This is a genomic window from Conexibacter sp. JCM 18997, assembly GCF_055391915.1.
This window is the reverse complement of sequence record NZ_AP043885.1, coordinates 5,139,531-5,156,279: the sequence shown is the minus strand read 5'-3', so window position 1 is coordinate 5,156,279 and position 16,749 is coordinate 5,139,531. Positions and strand designations below refer to the sequence as shown.

17 protein-coding genes and 1 tRNA gene are annotated in these 16,749 nt (G+C 71.7%); 8 read left to right on the top strand and 10 right to left on the bottom strand.

The window, feature by feature from the left end:
* Positions 1–17 precede the first annotated feature (17 nt).
* Positions 18–455, top strand: a complete 438-nt coding sequence (locus tag ACZ5UI_RS25830) for a hypothetical protein (protein ID WP_464192606.1) — start codon at positions 18–20, stop codon at positions 453–455.
* A 9-nt stretch (positions 456–464) separates the two neighbouring features.
* Here ACZ5UI_RS25830 and ACZ5UI_RS25825 read toward each other — a convergent pair whose 3' ends face one another.
* Positions 465–1,253 (bottom strand): hypothetical protein, encoded by a 789-nt coding sequence (locus tag ACZ5UI_RS25825; protein WP_464192604.1) that lies wholly within the window; start codon positions 1,251–1,253, stop codon positions 465–467.
* A 97-nt stretch (positions 1,254–1,350) separates the two neighbouring features.
* On the opposite strand from ACZ5UI_RS25825, the gene ACZ5UI_RS25820 reads away from it, so the two are divergent.
* Together ACZ5UI_RS25820 and ACZ5UI_RS25815 are read left to right on the top strand one after the other, a co-directional pair.
* Entirely contained in the window at positions 1,351–1,803 is a 453-nt protein-coding gene (locus tag ACZ5UI_RS25820; RefSeq protein ID WP_464197894.1) for a phosphoribosyltransferase, read from the top strand.
* Positions 1,804–1,897: 94 nt separating this feature from the next.
* The gene (locus ACZ5UI_RS25815; protein ID WP_464192602.1) at positions 1,898–2,770 is read left to right on the top strand and encodes a hypothetical protein; all 873 of its coding nucleotides are present in this window, start codon (positions 1,898–1,900) and stop codon (positions 2,768–2,770) included.
* 8 nt (positions 2,771–2,778) lie between these two features.
* Here the strand turns inward: ACZ5UI_RS25815 and ACZ5UI_RS25810 are convergent, their stop codons facing one another.
* Together ACZ5UI_RS25810 and ACZ5UI_RS25805 are read right to left on the bottom strand one after the other, a co-directional pair.
* Entirely contained in the window at positions 2,779–3,831 is a 1,053-nt protein-coding gene (locus ACZ5UI_RS25810) for an ABC transporter substrate-binding protein (protein ID WP_464192599.1), read from the bottom strand.
* 45 nt (positions 3,832–3,876) lie between these two features.
* The gene (locus ACZ5UI_RS25805) at positions 3,877–4,296 is read right to left on the bottom strand and encodes a GFA family protein (RefSeq protein ID WP_464192597.1); all 420 of its coding nucleotides are present in this window, start codon (positions 4,294–4,296) and stop codon (positions 3,877–3,879) included.
* Positions 4,297–4,350: 54 nt separating this feature from the next.
* On the opposite strand from ACZ5UI_RS25805, the gene ACZ5UI_RS25800 reads away from it, so the two are divergent.
* A complete protein-coding gene (locus tag ACZ5UI_RS25800) occupies positions 4,351–5,628 on the top strand; it encodes a class I SAM-dependent methyltransferase (RefSeq protein ID WP_464192594.1) in 1,278 nt (425 codons plus the stop codon).
* Positions 5,629–5,805: 177 nt separating this feature from the next.
* Here ACZ5UI_RS25800 and ACZ5UI_RS25795 read toward each other — a convergent pair whose 3' ends face one another.
* From ACZ5UI_RS25795 to ACZ5UI_RS25785, 3 genes are read right to left on the bottom strand one after another with little or no spacing between them, the layout of a single operon-like run.
* Positions 5,806–8,238, bottom strand: a complete 2,433-nt coding sequence (locus tag ACZ5UI_RS25795) for a GH92 family glycosyl hydrolase (RefSeq protein ID WP_464192592.1) — start codon at positions 8,236–8,238, stop codon at positions 5,806–5,808.
* 9 nt (positions 8,239–8,247) lie between these two features.
* Positions 8,248–8,826 (bottom strand): NIPSNAP family protein, encoded by a 579-nt coding sequence (locus ACZ5UI_RS25790; protein ID WP_464192590.1) that lies wholly within the window; start codon positions 8,824–8,826, stop codon positions 8,248–8,250.
* Entirely contained in the window at positions 8,823–9,929 is a 1,107-nt protein-coding gene (locus ACZ5UI_RS25785) for a serine hydrolase domain-containing protein (protein ID WP_464192587.1), read from the bottom strand. The genes ACZ5UI_RS25790 and ACZ5UI_RS25785 overlap by 4 nt, the downstream gene beginning before the upstream one ends.
* A 219-nt stretch (positions 9,930–10,148) precedes the next feature.
* Here ACZ5UI_RS25785 and dacB point away from each other — a divergent pair, with 219 nt between their 5' ends.
* The 4 genes from dacB (at position 10,149) to ACZ5UI_RS25765 (ending at position 13,713) form a co-directional block, all read left to right on the top strand.
* Positions 10,149–11,708 (top strand): D-alanyl-D-alanine carboxypeptidase/D-alanyl-D-alanine endopeptidase, encoded by a 1,560-nt coding sequence (gene dacB / locus ACZ5UI_RS25780; RefSeq protein ID WP_464192586.1) that lies wholly within the window; start codon positions 10,149–10,151, stop codon positions 11,706–11,708.
* Between the two features lie 64 nt (positions 11,709–11,772).
* A complete protein-coding gene (locus tag ACZ5UI_RS25775; RefSeq protein ID WP_464192583.1) occupies positions 11,773–12,141 on the top strand; it encodes a hypothetical protein in 369 nt (122 codons plus the stop codon).
* 23 nt (positions 12,142–12,164) lie between these two features.
* The gene (locus tag ACZ5UI_RS25770; protein WP_464192581.1) at positions 12,165–12,662 is read left to right on the top strand and encodes a hypothetical protein; all 498 of its coding nucleotides are present in this window, start codon (positions 12,165–12,167) and stop codon (positions 12,660–12,662) included.
* A 184-nt stretch (positions 12,663–12,846) separates the two neighbouring features.
* A complete protein-coding gene (locus ACZ5UI_RS25765; RefSeq protein ID WP_464192578.1) occupies positions 12,847–13,713 on the top strand; it encodes a S1 family peptidase in 867 nt (288 codons plus the stop codon).
* A 45-nt stretch (positions 13,714–13,758) separates the two neighbouring features.
* On the opposite strand, the gene ACZ5UI_RS25760 is transcribed toward ACZ5UI_RS25765, so the two are convergent.
* The 4 genes from ACZ5UI_RS25760 to ACZ5UI_RS25745 form a co-directional block, all read right to left on the bottom strand.
* A tRNA-Met gene (locus ACZ5UI_RS25760) sits at positions 13,759–13,832 on the bottom strand.
* A 36-nt stretch (positions 13,833–13,868) separates the two neighbouring features.
* Positions 13,869–14,258 carry a cupredoxin domain-containing protein gene (locus tag ACZ5UI_RS25755; protein WP_464192576.1) on the bottom strand — a complete coding sequence of 130 codons (390 nt, stop codon included), beginning with the start codon at positions 14,256–14,258 and terminating at the stop codon, positions 13,869–13,871.
* Positions 14,255–15,589 (bottom strand): right-handed parallel beta-helix repeat-containing protein, encoded by a 1,335-nt coding sequence (locus ACZ5UI_RS25750; RefSeq protein ID WP_464192574.1) that lies wholly within the window; start codon positions 15,587–15,589, stop codon positions 14,255–14,257. The genes ACZ5UI_RS25755 and ACZ5UI_RS25750 overlap by 4 nt, the downstream gene beginning before the upstream one ends.
* Positions 15,590–15,597: 8 nt before the next feature.
* A complete protein-coding gene (locus ACZ5UI_RS25745) occupies positions 15,598–16,704 on the bottom strand; it encodes a multicopper oxidase domain-containing protein (protein ID WP_464192571.1) in 1,107 nt (368 codons plus the stop codon).
* Positions 16,705–16,749: the final 45 nt, after the last annotated feature.

Genomic DNA, 16,749 nt, shown 5'->3' with positions numbered 1-16,749 from the left:
TCGATAGCTTGATGGGCGTGTCTCGTCTCGCCCTCATCCTCACCTTGGCCGGCGGCCTGCTCGTCACCGCCGTCCCCGCCCTGGCCGCCAGCCACACCGACAACTCGACCGCGACCGTCCACAAGGTCTCGGGCAGCGGCAACACCACGGTCTACACCGGCAAGATGACCTCGACCGCCCTGGGAACGGGCACGGTCCGCCAGACGGTCATCATCGGCAAGGGCCTGAGCGTCACCGGCAGCTACACCGCCACCTACAAGGGCGGCACGGTCCGCGGCACCGTCAAGGCGCAGGCCAAGCTCGGCGGCAGCGGCATCACCTTCACCGGCACCGCGAAGATCACCGGCGGCACCGGCAAGTACCAGGGCGCCTCCGGCTCGTCCAGCTACTCCGGCACGGCCAACCTGAGCGGCACCTCCGCCACGTTCACGCAGCGGGGCACGATCAACTACTGACCGGCTCGCTCAGCCCTGCGGGGTGAGCGAGTCCAGCCGCAGGTCGTAGGACTCCTCGTACTCGGCGGCCTTGCCGATCGGGGTGTCGCTGGCGTCCTTGACCGACACCGTGATGCGCACCGGCAGCCCGGTGTCGGCGTCCAGCCACCAGTCCATCGTGCCCGGGCCGTGGGTGTTCGTCGTGCCCTTCAGCGTGTAGCGGTCGCGCAGGTGGACCGTGTCCACCGACGTGCCACCGACGTCGACCTGCTCCCGGCCGACGGCGCGCACCGTGTCGCTGCGCGTCGTGTCGTCGGTCTTGCAGGTGAAGGTCTGCGCGTCGCCTCCGGTCTTCAGCGGGAAGCCGCCGCCGGCGCACTGGTAGGTGCGGTCGTCGGTGCGGCCGTAGAAGGAGTGGACGTCGCGGAAGCTGCGCGGCTTGAGCAGCCCGTCCTCCTTGCACAGCGACCATTCCTCGACGCGCTTGTCCAGCGCGGTCCAGGTCTGCTGGAACCCGCAGTCGGTCGCCCGGATGGCGATCGCCGTCTTGGCCGGGTAGTCGTGCTTGCTCGTGCCCAGCAGCGTCGTCTGCTCGCCGCCCGTCGTCGTGTACTCGTAGACGCCCGCGTCGGGGATCTTCACGCCGGCCGGCAGCGCGGTGGTCGCGGCCGCGGTGGTCTGGCCCCGGTACTCCTCGACGACCTTGTTGACGGCGACCGGCGCGGTGTCGTCGCGTACCAGCCAGGCGCGCGCGAACAGCAGCGCGGCGACCAGGAGAGCGCCGACCGAGGCGATGACGATCAGCGTCTTGCGTCGCATGCGTGCAGGGAAACCTACCGTGCCGCGCTGTCGCGATAGGCTCGCGGACGTGAGCGCCGACACCGTGCCCGAGCGCGAGGTTCTCGCCTGGAGCGAGATGCAGGAGGCCACGCGCACCCTGGCCCAGACGATCCACGACAGCGGGTTCCGCCCGGACTTCGTCCTGGCCATCGCCCGCGGCGGGCTGATCGCCGCCGGCGCGCTGGCCTACGCGCTGGGCGTGAAGAACACGGCCGCGATGAGCGTCGAGTTCTACACCGGCGTGGACCAGCGCCTGGACGTGCCGATGATCCTGCCGCCCGTGCCGCAGCTGATCGACCTGGAGCACAGCAACCTGCTGATCGCCGACGACGTGGCCGACACCGGCGCCACGCTGGAGCTCGTCCGCGACTTCGTCGCCCCGCGCGTCGCCGAGGTGCGCACCGCCTGTCTGTACGAGAAGCCGCGGTCGATCATCAAGTGCGACTACGTGTGGCGCCGCACCGATCGCTGGATCGTCTTCCCCTGGAGCGCCGAGCCGCCCATCGGCGGCGAGCAGCGCGAGGCGTAGACCGCCTCACTAGGCTGACCCCATCGCCGTCGAGCTCGATCCGGCCGCCGTACCCGCCGCCCTGCGGCCCCCACGTCGCGTCACGCGACGCCAGGTGCTGTCGATCGGCATCCCGCTGATCTGCATCGTCGCGCTGTCGATCACGATCTTCAGCCGGCGCGACACGTTCGTCCACGCGCTGGAGAGCACGCCGCTGTGGCTGCTCGGCGTCGCGGTGCTGCTGCAGCTCATCGCGCTGCTGTCGCGCAGCGAGGCCTGGCTGATGTGCGTCGGCGCCGCGGGCTCGACCGTCCCGCGTCGCGGCGTCTTTCACGCCTCGGGCGTCGGCGGACTGGTGGGGATCATCAACGGCCCGGCCGGCGTCGCCGCGCGCATCGCCACGCTGCGCCGCGCCTCACCGCCCGATGCCCCGCGCACGACCACGATCCTGGCCGCCGAGGTGCCGATCGTCGCGGTCGAGATCGTCCTCGCCGCGCTCACGTCGTTCACGCTGCTGGGCCCGCTCGGCCTGCCCTGGTGGGTGCCGGTGCTGACCGCGATTGCCGCCTCGGCCGCGGTCATCGCGCTGACCCGGTTTGCGATGCATCGCACCGAGGGCCTGTGGAGCGGCCTGGCCGTGCTGCGCACGTTGCACGGGCGCGGGCGGATCATCGGGCTGGTGCTCGTCGCCGTGTTCTGCCAGATCGCGCGCAACTACCTGGCGCTGCACGCGATCGGCGTCGACGCGTCGGTGTTCGACGCGATCGCCGTGCTGATCGCCATGATCACGCTCAGCCAGCTGCCGATCGGCCCGAGCGTCGGCGCCGCCGCGGTGATCCTGATCCTGGGCACCAACGGGGTCGCCCTGACCGCCGCCGCCGGCGTCCTGCTGTCGGCGACGGGCATGGCGGGCACCCTGTGCTTCGGCGCCTGGGCCCTGGGCGACCGGTTGCGCGTGCGTCCGTCGCGCGCGATCGCCCGGGCCTGACGCGGGCCTCAGGCTTCGGTGTCCGGGTCGCCGTCGGCGGCCGCGGCGATCTTCGGCACCAGCTCGTCGACGAGCAGCGGGATGCTCAGCACGCTGATGAACGAGGTGGCCTCGTACAGCGTGCCCTTCTCCGGCAGGAACACGTCGCGGCCCTCGGTGTGGACGGGCAGCGTCCCGTAGACGCCGCGCTCGAGCTTGGCCCGCGGCTTGTCCTTGGCGAACCACAGCACCATGTCCTGGTCGAGCAGGTCGGTGCGCTCCTCCGACAGCTGGCCGCCGAAGTCGTCCTTGGCCACGTCGCGCAGCTCGTCGGGGAACGTGAAGCCGAGGTCGCCCATCAGCCGGGTGCGCGCGTCCTGCGGCCCGTATACGTACAGGCCGTTGTAGGGCGTCGCCACGATCGCGGTCTGGTCAGCGAACTCGGGGTGCTCCCGGGCCACGGCCGCCAGCTGCGCCTCGGCCTTGGCCTGCAGCGCGGCCGCCTGCTTGGGCCGGCCGACCGCCCGGCCGACGGTCGAGATCTCGTCCTGCCAGGAGCTGCCCCAGTCGACCTGGTCGGGCGGCTGGGCCACCGTCGGCGCGATCTGCGCGAGCTTGTCGTAGTCGTCCTGCGACAACCCGGAGTAGACCGCGAGGATCAGGTCGGGCCGCAGCGAGGCGATCTTCTCGAACTGCAGTCCGTCGGTGTAGTCGAGCACCTCGGGCAGCTCACCGTCGCCCAGCGCCTCCTTGGCCCACGGGAAGATCGCCCCCGGATGCTTGCCGTACCACTCGGTCGTGGCGACGGGATCGAGGCCCAGGGCCAGGAGGGCGTCCTGCTCGCGCAGGCCGGCGACGACGATGCGCTTGGGTTCGGACTCGATCGTCGTCTCGCCGTAGCGGTGCGGGATCGTCACCGGTAGGGCGCCGGGCTCCGTCCCGGTGGTCGTGGCGGCCGTCTCCGTGGCCGCGGCACCGCCCGTCGCGCCCTCCGAGCCGCCGTCTTCGCTACCGCAGGCGGCGAGCGTGACGGAGACCAGGAGCGCGGCGAGCAGCGCCGGCAGGGGAAGGGTGCGCAGCATAATTAGGGCACCCTAACATCATCCTGCGACCAGGCCGGCGCGCCGCTATCGGGCCAGCCCGCGTGGGAAGCGCGCCCGCTCCACCTCGTCCGGCGTCGCCCACGGCAGCGCCGACTCACACCAGATCTCGAACTGCGGATCGAGCCAGCTGCGGTCCTCCAGCGTCCCTGCCTTGATCACCGCGATCTGCGGATCGGCGTCGGGCAGGCTGACGATCGGCGACCCACAGCCCCGGCAGAACTGCCGCTGCAGGGGCAGCTCGGACTCGGTGCCGATGGTGACGATCTCCGCCAGCGTGTCGCCGCTGATCTCCAGCGTGTCGCGCGGCACGACGACGACCACCGAGAACGCGGTCCCGGTCTGCTTCTGGCACTCCGTGCAGTGGCAGATCCCGATCGCGATGGGATCCGCGGCACACGCGTAGGTGATGCTGCCGCACAGGCAGCTTCCGTCGAGGTTGGCCATGGGCGCGACCGTACCGGGGACCATCGGCGCCGCGCGACGTTTTATGGTTTTCCCGTGGCCGAGAGCGTCGCCGAAGCCGTCGGGGCCGTGCTGCCCACCCTCGCCGGAGGGCGCTTCGCCGTCCTTCCGTTCGCGCTCGTCTTCTGGGATGGCAGCGTGCTGCCGGGCAGCCGCGCCACGGGCGATCTGGGCACGATCCACGTCGAGCGCCGCGCCGTCGGGCAGATCCTCCACGAGCCCAACCAGCTCGGGCTGTCGCGCGCGTTCATCACCGGGCAGCTGCGCTTCGACGGCGACACCCGCGACGTGCTCGCCCGTCGCGGGGACTTCCGCGGCGCGGCGCTGACGGCGCGCGAGCTGGCCACGCTCGCCGCGCTGGGCGTGCGGCTGGCCGGGCTGGACGCGATCCGGCCCTCGCTCGTGCCCGACAGCGAGCTGCGCCCGCGCGGGCGCCGCCACTCGCTGCTGCGCGACCGCCACGCGGTCCGCCACCACTACGACGTCTCCAACGCGTTCTACCGGCGGCTGCTGGGACCGACGATGGTCTACTCGTGCGCGTACTTCGCCGACCCCGGCGAGTCGCTCGATGCCGCCCAGGAGCGCAAGCTCGAGCGGATCTGCCGCAAGCTGCGCCTGCAGCCCGGCGACCGGTTCCTGGACATCGGCTGCGGCTGGGGCTCGCTGGCCATCCACGCCGCGCGCGAGCACGGCGCCCGCGCGGTGGGCATCACGCTGTCCGAGCCGCAGGCGGCGCTGGCCCGCGAGCGGGCCGCGGCGGCCGGCGTCGGCGACCGCGTCGAGATCCGCGTCGCCGACTACCGCGAGACGGTCGACGGCCCGTACGACAAGATCGCCTCGATCGGCATGGTCGAGCACGTCGGCGCGGCGCAGATCGACGCCTACGCGGCGACGATCGCCGGTCTGCTGCGCCCCGGCGGCCTGGCGCTCAACCACGGCATCACGCGGCTGTTCTCCGCGGGCCCGGCCGGCCCCAAGTCGCTGATCCAGCGCTACGTGTTCCCCGACGGCGAGGTGCTGCCGCTGGAGCAGATGCTCAGCGCGCTGCGCGGCGCCGGGCTGGAGGCCCACGACGTCGAGTCGATGCGCGAGCACTACGCGCTGACGCTGTGGGGGTGGCTGGACAACCTGGCCGCCGAGCGCGACGCGGCGATCGCCGAGATCGGCATCGAGCGCACCCGCGTGTGGGAGCTCTACATGACCGGCTCGGCGCTGGCCTTCGAGGCCGGCGACATCGGGATCCACCAGGCGCTGCTGGTCAAGCCGGGCGGCCCGAGCGGCCTGCCGCTGGTCCGCGACGATCTGGCCGGTTAGGTGAGCAGGGACCGCGCGGCCCGCGTCGAAGAACGCCGCGGGGGGATGTCGCAACAGAACGAGCCAAGGAGCATCGCCATGTTGTGGATTCCATTCGGACTGTGTCTTCTGGCCATTCTCATGGCCGTCGTCGGCGTGCTCATCGGGCCCGACGACAAGCGCGAGCCCTGACCGCGGTCAGCCGCAGACGCCCGCGCCCGCGAAGGACGGCGGCGCGGCCTGGGCCTGCGTCCCCCACTTCGACGTCGCCTTCCCGGTGAGGCCGAAGCGCAGCGTCCCGCCGCGCGCCACGTCGTCCCAGGTCAGCCACGTGCGCTTCAGCGGGCGGCCCTGGAACGCGACGCGCTGCACGTAGGGGCGCGCGACGTCCGCGCGCGGCGCCCGGATGTCCAGCGTGCCCCGGGCCAGGCGCACGGTGGCGCGCGGGAACAGCGGGCTGCTCAGCGTGAGCACGCCGTCGCCGGGCACCGACGGCCCGAGGCCGAGCGCGCCGAAGACCCACCAGGCCGACATCGCGCCGCCGTCGTCGTTGCCGGGGAAGCCGCCGGGCGTCGGGCGGTACAGCGAGAGCATCGCCCGGCGCATGATGCTCGCGCCGCTGGCCGGCCGGCCGAGCCAGTCGTACAGGTAGGGCGTCAGCAGCGTCGGCTCGTTGCCCAGGAAGGCGTGCGCGCTGTCGGCGCCCGCGTTGAGCTTGGCGAAGAAGCGATCGAGCCGCTTCAGGGCGGCGGCCCGGCCGCCGAGGCGCTGGACCAGACCGGCCACGTCGTGGGGCACGAACCACGTGTACTGCTCGGCCGAGCCCTCGACGAAGCCGGTGACGCTGTCGGCCGCCTGCGCGACGAACGCGCCGTCGGCCGCGTTGCGCGGCTGGATCATCGACCGGGCCGGGTCGAACACGTTGCGCCAGTTGCCCGAGCGCGCCGCGAACGTGCGGCAGGTCGCGCCGTCGCCGGTGGCCGCCGCCAGTCGCGCGATGGCGAAGTCGGCCAGCGCGTACTCCAGCGTCGTCGCCGCGGTCCCCCACACCTTCTCGGGCGCGAACGTCTGGCCGGCGCTGTCGGTGTTGCGCTCGAAGCCCACGTAGCCGAGGCGCAGGTAGTCCTCCAGCCCGGCGCGCTGGACGTAGAGCCCGTTGGGCACCTGCTTGGGCTCGGTCGCGCCGTTGACCATCGCGGCCAGCGCGGCCTTCGCGTCGAAGTCGCGCGCGCCGAAGGCGTGGGCGCCGGCGATCAGCAGATCCGCGGGATCGCCGACCATCACGTTCGTCTGCCCGTCGAGCACCGGCCACTTGGGCAGCGCGCCCGAGTCGTGCTGGTCGGCGACCAGGCTGGCGGCCAGATCCGACGCCGCCTGCGGATCGACGATGGCCATCAGCGGCATCTGGGCGCGGTAGGTGTCCCAGCCCGAGATGTTCGCGTACTTGTCGAAGCCGTCGGCGCGGTGGACCTGACCGTCCATGCCCAGGTACTGGCCGTCGGCGTCGCTGAACACGTTGGGCATCACCTGCGCGTGGTAGAGCGCGGTGTAGAAGGTGCGCCGGTCGGCCGCTCGGCCGCCCTGGACGCGAATCCCCGCCAGGCGCTCGTCCCACGTGCGCTTGGCGGCGGCGCGCATCGCGTCGAACGAGGCGGTCGCGTCGGCGGCGAGGTTGCGTCGCGCGCCGTCGACGCTGACGCTGGAGATCGCCACGCGCGCGGTCACCGTGCGCTGCGCGGCCGTGTCGAAGGTCGCGTAGGCGCCGGCCAGCGCGCCGCGGGTCACGTCACCGGGCAGCGAGGGCGGCAGGCCGGCGGTGCGCTTGTACTGCAGGTTCAGCGGGCCGGGCGCGTCGGGGACGCTGTCGGTCGCGTCGGTCGCGCCCGGTTGCAGCGTCGTGCGCTGCCACGTGCCGGAGCCCGCGAACGCCTGGTCGAAGCGCGCGACGAAGTAGATCCGGTAGCGGTCGGCGGCGTAGCAGAAGCCTCCGGACGAGACGCTGCCGCTGATCTCGCGTCGGGCGGCGTCCACGTGCACGTCGACGGCGGTGTTGCCCATCGCGCTGCCGCCCGCGTTGACGAGCACCGAGCCGCTGGCGCCGGCCGGGAAGGTCAGGCGCAGCGCCCCCGCGCGCTTGGCCGCGGTCAGCTCGGCGTCGATCTGACCGGCGCCGGGGTTCAGCGCCACGCGGTAGTCGCCGGGCCTGGCCACCTCGCCGGCGTGGCTGAAGGACGGGATGTAGCGGGGATCGACGTCGAACGTGTCGCCCGGTGACGGCGATGCGTCGATCGCGTGGGTCGTGGGCAGCAGCGGCACGTCCTGCAGGCCGGCGCACCCGGCGCCGGACAGGTGCGTCAGGCTGAACCCACGGAGCTTGCTGTCGGAGTAGGAGTAGCCGCCGGCCGGGTTCTCCGTGCTGGGGAACGTGTCGGGGCTGAGCTGGACCATCCCGAACGGGGCGACCGGCCCGGGGTACGTCGCGCCCGCCCCGCCGCCGGTGCCGAAGTCGGCCGCGCCCTCAGCGGTGCCGACGCGCGTGTCGACGTTGGCCGACAGCGACGCGGCGTTGGCCGGCGCGACCGCGGCGAGCAGCGCCAGCACCGGCGCGAGAACGACCCATCCCCGAGACATCTGGACACATCATGTCTCATCTGCGCGAGCGAGGCGCAGCACGTGCGCCGGACCCGTGGTCCGGCCGCGCAGCGCCTCGGGCGCCACGGCCTGTGTGGCCCCCACCACCACCAGGACCTCCTCGCCCTCGCGGACCGGCAGACGCGGATAGGTGTTCGGGCTGTGCTCGGTGGCGTAGACCGAGACGTGGTCGCCCAGCTGGACGACCACGTCGCGTTCGGCCTCGGGCCCCAGCGGCGCGTCGAGCGCGAACGTCGTGACGACGGTCGCCGCCTTGGGCAGCTCGGCCTCCTGCAGGGGGCGCAGGAGCAGCACGTCGTCGAAGGCGACCATCGTGGCGTTGGCCGCGTCGGCGTGACGCGCCCAGTCGGGCCCCTCGTAGAAGGCGCGCAGCCCGCGATCGCGCGCCTCCATGTCGGCGAAGCCGCGCAGCCACACGAACGCGTCCGGATCGTCGAGGTCCTCGTACCAGGCCAGCACGCGCAGGCCGACCGCCTCCTGCGGCGCGACCAGCTCGCGCGCGAACAGGTCGGTCAGCGTGTCGCGCGCCCCCGGATGCAGCCGGTAGCGCCGCAGCTCGACGATCACGTGCCCAGCAGCGCGCAGACCGCCTTGGCCTGGACCGCGCGCAGCTGCGTCAGCAGCCGGCCGGACGGGGGCGGGATGTTCAGCGTCGTGGTGACCGAGCGCGACCCGTCCGCGGTGGCGGCGGCCCACTGCGCGTAGCCCGGGAAGCTGCCGGTGTGGCCGTAGACCACGCCGCACGGGGTCGTGTAGCGGAACAGCGCCAGGCCGGCCGCGTTGGTGCCGGGCCCGGGCGGGCTCGACGAGCCGGGCACGAACTGCATCTGCTGCTCCTGCTCGGCCGCGCCGAAGAACTTCTGGCCCAGGTCGGCCCGGATGAAGGCGGCCAGGTCGGTCGGCGTCGAGACGATCGCGCCCGAGGCCCATGCGCCGCTCGGGGACAGGAACGTGGTCACGTCCTGCGGCGGGTCCTTGGGGCTGACGACGTAGCCGTGGATGAACGGCACCGGCAGCGAGATCCGCCGGGTCGGGAAGGAGGTCTCCGTGAGCCCGGTGGGGTCGAAGACGATGTCCTTCAGCAGCGTGCCGTACGGCGTGCCGGTGACCGCCTCGGCGATCAGGCCGACGACGATGTTGTCGGTGTTGGAGTACTCGTACTTCGACGCGGGCGTGAAGTTCAGCGGGTCGTTGCGGACCCAGCCGACGACCTCCAGGGGCGTGACGAACCCGCGTGGATCGTTCGTCGCCTGCTCGGCGAACCCGTCCGAGCGGGTGTAGTCGGGCAGCCCGCTGGTGTGGTTGAGCATCTGCCGGATCGTCACGGCGGCCCAGGCCGCCGGCAGGCTGGGCAGCCGCTGGCCGATCGTGTCGTCCAGGCCGAGCTTGCCCTCCTGCACGAGGTGCAGCGCGACGGCGCCGTTGAACGCCTTGGCGACGCTGGCGATGCGCATGTGCTGGGTGGCCGTCGGCGCGCCGCGCTTGGTCACGTCGGCGCGGCCGGCGCGCAGCACGGTGAGCTTCCCGTCGCGATACAGCGTCGCGACCGCACCGGGAGGCCCGCCCTTCGCGCGGACGAGCTGCTGCAGGCCCCGCTGGACCTCGGCGTCGGACGTGGCCGCCAGCGCTGCGCCGGGAGCGAGCAGGGGCAGAACGACTGCGGCGCACAACAGGCGCGGCGATGGAATGCGTCGGCGAGAGCGGAACATGCGACGTCCACCTTGGCGCATCGGAGACGGCGTTGACAAGGGGACACAAGTCCCCTGTACATCGGGGTTCCAGCGGCGAAACTGGCGCGATGCGATCACCGAGGTGATCGGCCCCGAACACGTCTATACGCTGCCCGCAGCACCGCCCACCACCCCGGACGACGAGTGATGCTCCCCATGATGAAGGCCTCCCGCCGCGCGCTCGCGGTCACTGGATTGCTGGCCGCCGGCGCGCTCGCCCCCGCCGCCGCGGCCGAGACCGGGCCGGTGCCCGGCCTGGATCCCGCCGCGCTGGCCGTGATGAACCAGCCTGCCTACGCCAACGGCCAGTGGTTCATCTCCGTCAAGGACCTGGCCACCGGCGAGTCGCTGATCTCGCTCAACGCCGATGCGCTGGTCGAGCCCGGCTCGGTGGTCAAGACGTACTCGATGGGCGCCGGCTGGCTGCAGTTCGGGCCCGACCACCAGGTGGTCACGCCGGTCAAGCGCAACGGCCGCGTCGTGCGGGGCACGCTCAAGGGCGACCTGATCCTGGTCGGCGCGGGCGACATGACGATGGGCGGGCGGACCAAGCCCGACGGCACCGTCGACTTCACCAACCTCGACCACAACGACGCCAACCCCCTGCCGGGCGCGACGCTGACGCCGGAGAACCCGCTGGCCGGGCTCGACGACCTGGCCCAGCAGGTGCGGGCCTCGGGCGTGCGCACCGTGGCGGGCAACGTCGTCGTGGACGACCGGCTGTGGGAGACCAAGGACCTGGTGCCCAACGGCCCCGTGTCGCCGATCATCATCAATCAGAACCTGATCGACTTCACCACCACGCCGGGGGCGGTCGGCCAGGCGCCGAGGATCGTCATGTCGCCCAAGGTGGCGCCCTGGCGGGTCGTCAACGAGGTCAAGACGGTCGCCGCGGGCGGGACGACGAAGATCGTCCCCTCCTCCCCCGGGTTCGGGAAGGTCGTGCTCAGCGGCACGATCGCCGCCGACGCCGGTCCGGTCGTCAACACCTACGACTTCCAGGACCCGGCCCGCTATGCCCGCACCGCGTTCATCGAGGCGCTGCGCCGGGCCGGCGTGCGCGTCAAGGCCAACCCGATCTCGCCCAACCCGGCCGGGCGGCTGCCCGCCAAGCGTGCGGTGACCGACCTGCCCGCCGTGGCCACGCTGAAGTCGCTGTCGCTGAAGGAGGAGGCGACCTACGTCCTGAAGGTGTCCTACAACCGCGGCGCCCAGACGATGATCTGCCTGCTGGCCGTGCAGGCGGGCAGCACCGACTGCGACGACGGCCTGGCCCGGGCCGCGCAGATCTGGCGGGGCGCCGGGCTGAACACCAACGTGCCGATGCTGGTCGACGGCTCCGGGCTGACCGGCAACCTGATCACCGCCAACAACCAGGTCCAGCTCCAGACGATCATGGGACGCCGCCCCGACGCCGCGGCGTGGCAGTCGACGCTGCCGATCATCGGGGTCGACGGCTCGCTGGCCGAGGTGCAGAAGGGCGGTCCGGCCACCGGGAAGATCTTCGCCAAGACGGGCACGCTCGCCGCGGGGAACTTCTTCAACGAGCAGATCCTGTTCCCGGCCAAGGCGCTGGGCGGCTTCATGGACGCCAAGAGCGGACGCCGGCTGGCCTTCGCGATCGTCGCGGGCAACAGCACCTTCTCCGACATCGACGGCGCGTTCGCCGCCAACGACGACGTGGGCAAGGTCGCGACGCTCATCCAGCAGAGCTACTGAACGCGACGCTCGCCGTGTCGCGCCCGTGACAGACCGCGGGCGTGACACGGGCGAGCATCGCGGCATGTCCATCACCCTGCGTCGCGCCACCACCGTCCTCGCCGTCGCCAGCGTCGCCGTCGGGCTCGCCACGCCCGGCGCCGCGCTGGCGGCCAAGAAGCCCACGCCCACGAAGAAGGGCGGCCCGTCCGTGACCCACACCGTCCACGCGCCCGGGTACAACGCCCGGGTCGAGGGCGGCGCGACCGGCCAGGGCCCCGGCACCGAGTCGTTCTGCGAGGGCGTCGCCGACGACGTCAACGCGGCCATCGACGAGGCCGAGAGCCAGGCCCTGCAGGGCAACGAGCAGGGGATGGTCAACGCCTCGGCCGCCGCCGACGCGCTGGTCGACTACGGCATGGATCGCGGCTGCTTCTTCACCGACGTGGCCTGACCCGCGGTCTCTATCGTGGGGCGATGGCCAGGACGCACCGAGCCCACGTCGAGGAGCTCCTGGCCGACGCCGCGGCCGAGCACGAGATGCTCCTGCGCCAGCTCCCGCCGGAGATCGCCGCCGCGCTCCCGGTCGACGCCCAGGGCCTGACCAACGCGATCGACCACCTGGCCGTGGCCGTCGGGCTGACCGAGGCCGAGCGCCGGGCCCTGATCCGCCCGCACGCGCAGAACCCGGCGGTGATGCACGCTCGCGTGTTCGGCGCCGCGCCCCTGAGCCGCGACACGGTGATCGGGTCGTTCGTCGAGGGCGCGCGCGTGCGCGCCGACGCGCTCGGCGCCCTGGCCGACGCGGCCGGCGGCCAGGAGCTCGGCGTCGCGGTCCGGGCCATCCTGGTCGAGCGCCCGCCGCCGGTGGCCACCGACGGCGAGGACGTCGAGCCGGAGCTGCGCGACACCTACGCGGCGCAGGAACGCGCCGCGATCGTGATCGCCGCCTGGCTCGACCGCGACGCCGCGTAGCCACCGCGCCCGCCCCGGCCGAGTGGCGACTTGATCCCGCCGAGAGGGACGAGATCGCCACTCGGCCCGCTGGGGGGCGTCGCCCGGGCTCCGCGGCCGGCCGGCCGCTTGTGTCGGCAGGCCGACACAGGCCGCGCGTGGCGCTCGACAGACGCGGTCGCGGCCCGCCCGTAGCGTCGCGGCCATGCTCTCGCACCGTCGTCGCCTCCTCATCTCACTCGCCACGGCCGCCGTCGCGGCCAGCGCCCTGACCGGCTCCGCCTCGGCCTACGTGACCGGCCACGATGCGCTGGCCGACAAGCCGTTCACCACCGGCCTGCGGCTGGCCGGCGGGCACGAGTTCTTCTGCACCGGCACGCTGCTGCAGCCCTCCTGGGTGCTGACCGCGGCGCACTGCCTGGACGGGGGCCGCACCGCCGCGAGCCTCGAGCTGGTGATCGGCGACCGCAACATCGACGATGCCACCGACCCCGCGCAGACGCGCTACGCCGACCGCATCGCCCTGCATCCCGGCTGGGGTGGGGACACCGGCGACGAGAACGACGTCGCGCTCGTCCACCTGACCTCGCCCTCGACGATCGCCCCGGTCCGCCTGGGCACCACGCCCACGCTGGTCGCCGGCATCCAGCGCTGCGTCGACCGGACCGCCAACGCGACGTTCGGCCCGGCCACGGCGCTGCCCCAGACCTGCGAGTCCGGACGCGGCAAGGCGCTGGGCTGGGGCCGGCTGTCGATGAGCGCGAGCGGCACGTCCCACGTGCTGCGCGAGGTCACGCCGCGGATCTTCGGCTGGTCCGACGACACCTTCTGGCGGGCCAAGGCGGGCGCCTGCCCCGGCGACAGCGGCGGCCCGCTGCTGGTGCTGACCGCCGACGGCTCGCCCCGTCAGATCGGCGTGGCCAGCTACAACGAGCACGGCGGCGGCGTGTTCGACTGGCTCAAGGGCGATCAGTGCTCGACCAAGGGCTTCGACTTCTTCTCCGACGTGGCCGGCGGCTCGCTGCGCACCTGGGTCGAGGCGACCACCGGCGTGCGTGACCACCGCAGCTGACCCCGACAACGACGAAGGGCCCTCGTACGAGGGCCCTTCGATCAGTAGCGGGGGCAGGATTCGAACCTGCGACCTTCGGGTTATGAGCCCGACGAGCTACCAGACTGCTCCACCCCGCGGCGAAGCAATCAGTTTAGCACCGAACCACCGGCGCTTCAGCGAACGGTGATGTCCATGACCATCTCCTCGTGCAGCGAGCAGATGATGTGGTACTTGCCGGCCACGGTCAGCTTCTTGGTGTAGACGTACTCCGACGCGGCGATCTCGGACTCGAACTTCTTGACCCCCTTGGGGCCCTTGTCCAGCGTCACGTCGTGGGTGTCGCCGGTGGTGATCGGCCACTCCCACTTGATCGTCGAGCCCTTGGGGACCGTCAGCTTCGCGGGCTCGTAGTAGTTGTCGAAGATCCCGACCTTCTCGGTGACGGGCTTGGGCGCCTTCTTCTTCTTGCCCGCCGCCCCCGCCCCGGCCGCAGCCGGGGCGAGAGCGATGGCGGACACAGCAAGGGCCGACAGGGCGATCTTGGCGTGCTTGGTCAACGTCATCGAGGCTTGGTACCCGTCCACGTGTTGTAGTTCTCCAGCGGCACGAGACCGGCGATGGGCGCGTGCGGCCCGACGATCCAGTACTGCTGGTGCGTCGGGTCAAGGGCCCAGTTGACCATCTCGGACTGCGTGGCGGCGTTGAACGTGTTCGCGCCCGTGAAGGGACACGGCACGAACGGGCCGCCGTCGGCCGGGGTGGTGGTCTGGACGCCGGTGTTGGGGCCCCAGCAGTTGTTGCTGCCGTTGCCGTCGTACACCAGGTCGCGACCGTTGGGATCGGCGCCACCGGCGCCGAGCACGTTGTTCTTGACCTGGTTGCCGATCAGGTCCTTGGCCGACGCGTCCTTGAGCAGGAACTGCTGGATCGCACCGATGCCGGCCAGGTAGTTGCCGAACACGCGGTTGTTCTCGACCACGTTGGTGCGACCGCCGAACAGCAGGATGCCGACGCCCGGCGGGTACGGCGTCGACTCACCCGTCGGGGGACGCACCTCGAACGGCGCGCCGTTGAAGTAGTTGAAGTTGTTCCAGAAGACGTCGTTGTCGGAGATGACGTTGGCCTCCTCCGGCGGGTACTTCTCCGACGTCAGCGCGTTGGGCACCAGGCCCAGCCCGTTGTTGTAGAAGCGCGACTTCGTGATCGTCACGTAGCGCATGTTCGAGCCCGACCAGCCGAGCACGTTCTCCGAGGAGGAGATGTTCGTGACGATCGTGCGGACCGGCTTGTCCTGCGGCGGCGTCTGCCCGATGTAGAAGCCGCCGTCGTTGTTCCAGTGCGCCTCGGAGTCGCGCATCGAGCCGCCGATGGCGTTGAAGGCGTAGATGCCGTAGACGCCCGTCGGACCCATCGCGCGCAGGTTGGCGAACGTGTAGCCCGTGGCGTTGGTCACGAAGAAGCCGTTGCCCCGGTAGCCCTCGGTGGTGAAGCCCTGCAACGTCACCTCGTTGGCGGCGTTGATGAGCACCGAGTTCTGGTTCTTGGGCGCCTTCAGGCTGCTCAGGTCGATGACGACCTTGGACGGATCGGCCGCGTTGCCGATCAGCTTCAGGTAGCGCTTGGAGGGGCCCGTGATCTTCACGGACTCCTTGTACGTGCCGTCGCCGACCTTGACGGTGTCGCCCGCCTTGGCCTTGTTGACGGCCGACTGGATCGTCTTGAACTTGCAGCCCGACGCACACACCTTCAGCGTCTTGAACGGGCCCTTGGGCTTCTTCTGGATCGCGCCGGGCTTGCCGGGCGCGGGGTAGTCAGCCGCCAACGCCGGAGCGGTCACGCAGAGCGTGGCCGCCAGGGCGGTGAGCAGGACGGCTGTGCGGGAGCGAGTGCGCACCATTCCTCCTAGGGTTGAACGAGGTACCAGCCGGTCATGCCCGCGTGCATGTGCGACAGCACGTGGCAGTGATAGAGCCAGCGCCCCGGGTTGTCCTCCGTCCAGCGCGCGGTCACCGAGGTCATCGGGCCGAGCAGCTGGTTATCCACATGCGTCCCATCCGCCGCAGTCCAGCGGTGACCATGGATGTGAAACGTGTGGAGCATGTCGTCGCCGCCGAAGACGTGGAACGCCACGTCGTCGCCGACCTTGGCCTGGATCGTCGGCGTGTTCCCTGCCGCGACCCGGCCGTTGATGCACTGGAAGTTCTTGCGCAGCTTGGTGATGGCCGGCAGGAACGAGTGGAAGTACAGAAACGCCTCGACGTTGGGGCGCTTGGCCCCCTTCTCACGGATGGCGATGCAGCCGAACAGCCCCCGGTGGGTGTTCAGCTCCTCGTTGGGACCGTGGTCGTGGTACGGCCACACGCCGACGCTGTCGGGGGTCGCCTCCCACGTGTAGGTGAACTCCTCGCCGGGGGCGATGAAGCCGCCGACGCGGGTGAAGTCGCCCTGGTAGGCGCCGTCGTAGTCGGGCGTGTAGCGAACGCCGTGCGGGTGCATGGTCACCGCCTGGCCGAAGTGCTCGTCGCCGTTGCGGAAGTGGACGCGCAGCACGTCGCCGACCTCGGCCTCCAGCAGCGGGCCGGGGATCGTGGCCTCGCCCAGCGGCGCGGCGAAGCCCTCGCTCCACAGGCGGTAGGCGAAGGCCTGGAAGGAGCGCGGCCGCGGGATCGGCTCGGCCATGAACTCGTCGTAGCCCGAGGGCGCGACGTCCCAGGGCGCGCTCTTGGCCTCGATCCAGTACTCGCGCACCTGGCCGCCGGGCCGCGGCTCGGGCGTGCCGAACTGCAGGCCGTCGATGGCGGGCACCTGGCCGCGGACGACCTTCGCCTTGGGCGGCACGCCGGCCGCGCGCGCCTTCAGGGCCTTGGGCTTGGAGAGGTTGCGGGCGATCTCGTCGACCTTGGCCACGTCGTCCGGCGACGTGATCTCAAAGGACTTTCCCCCGATGGTGCAGATGAGCGCGGCGCCCCCGACCCCAAGGAACGCCCGGCGATCGATTCCCCGTGGCATGCGAACGGCAACGTACAACAACCTCGTACTTGCGTACAACTTTTG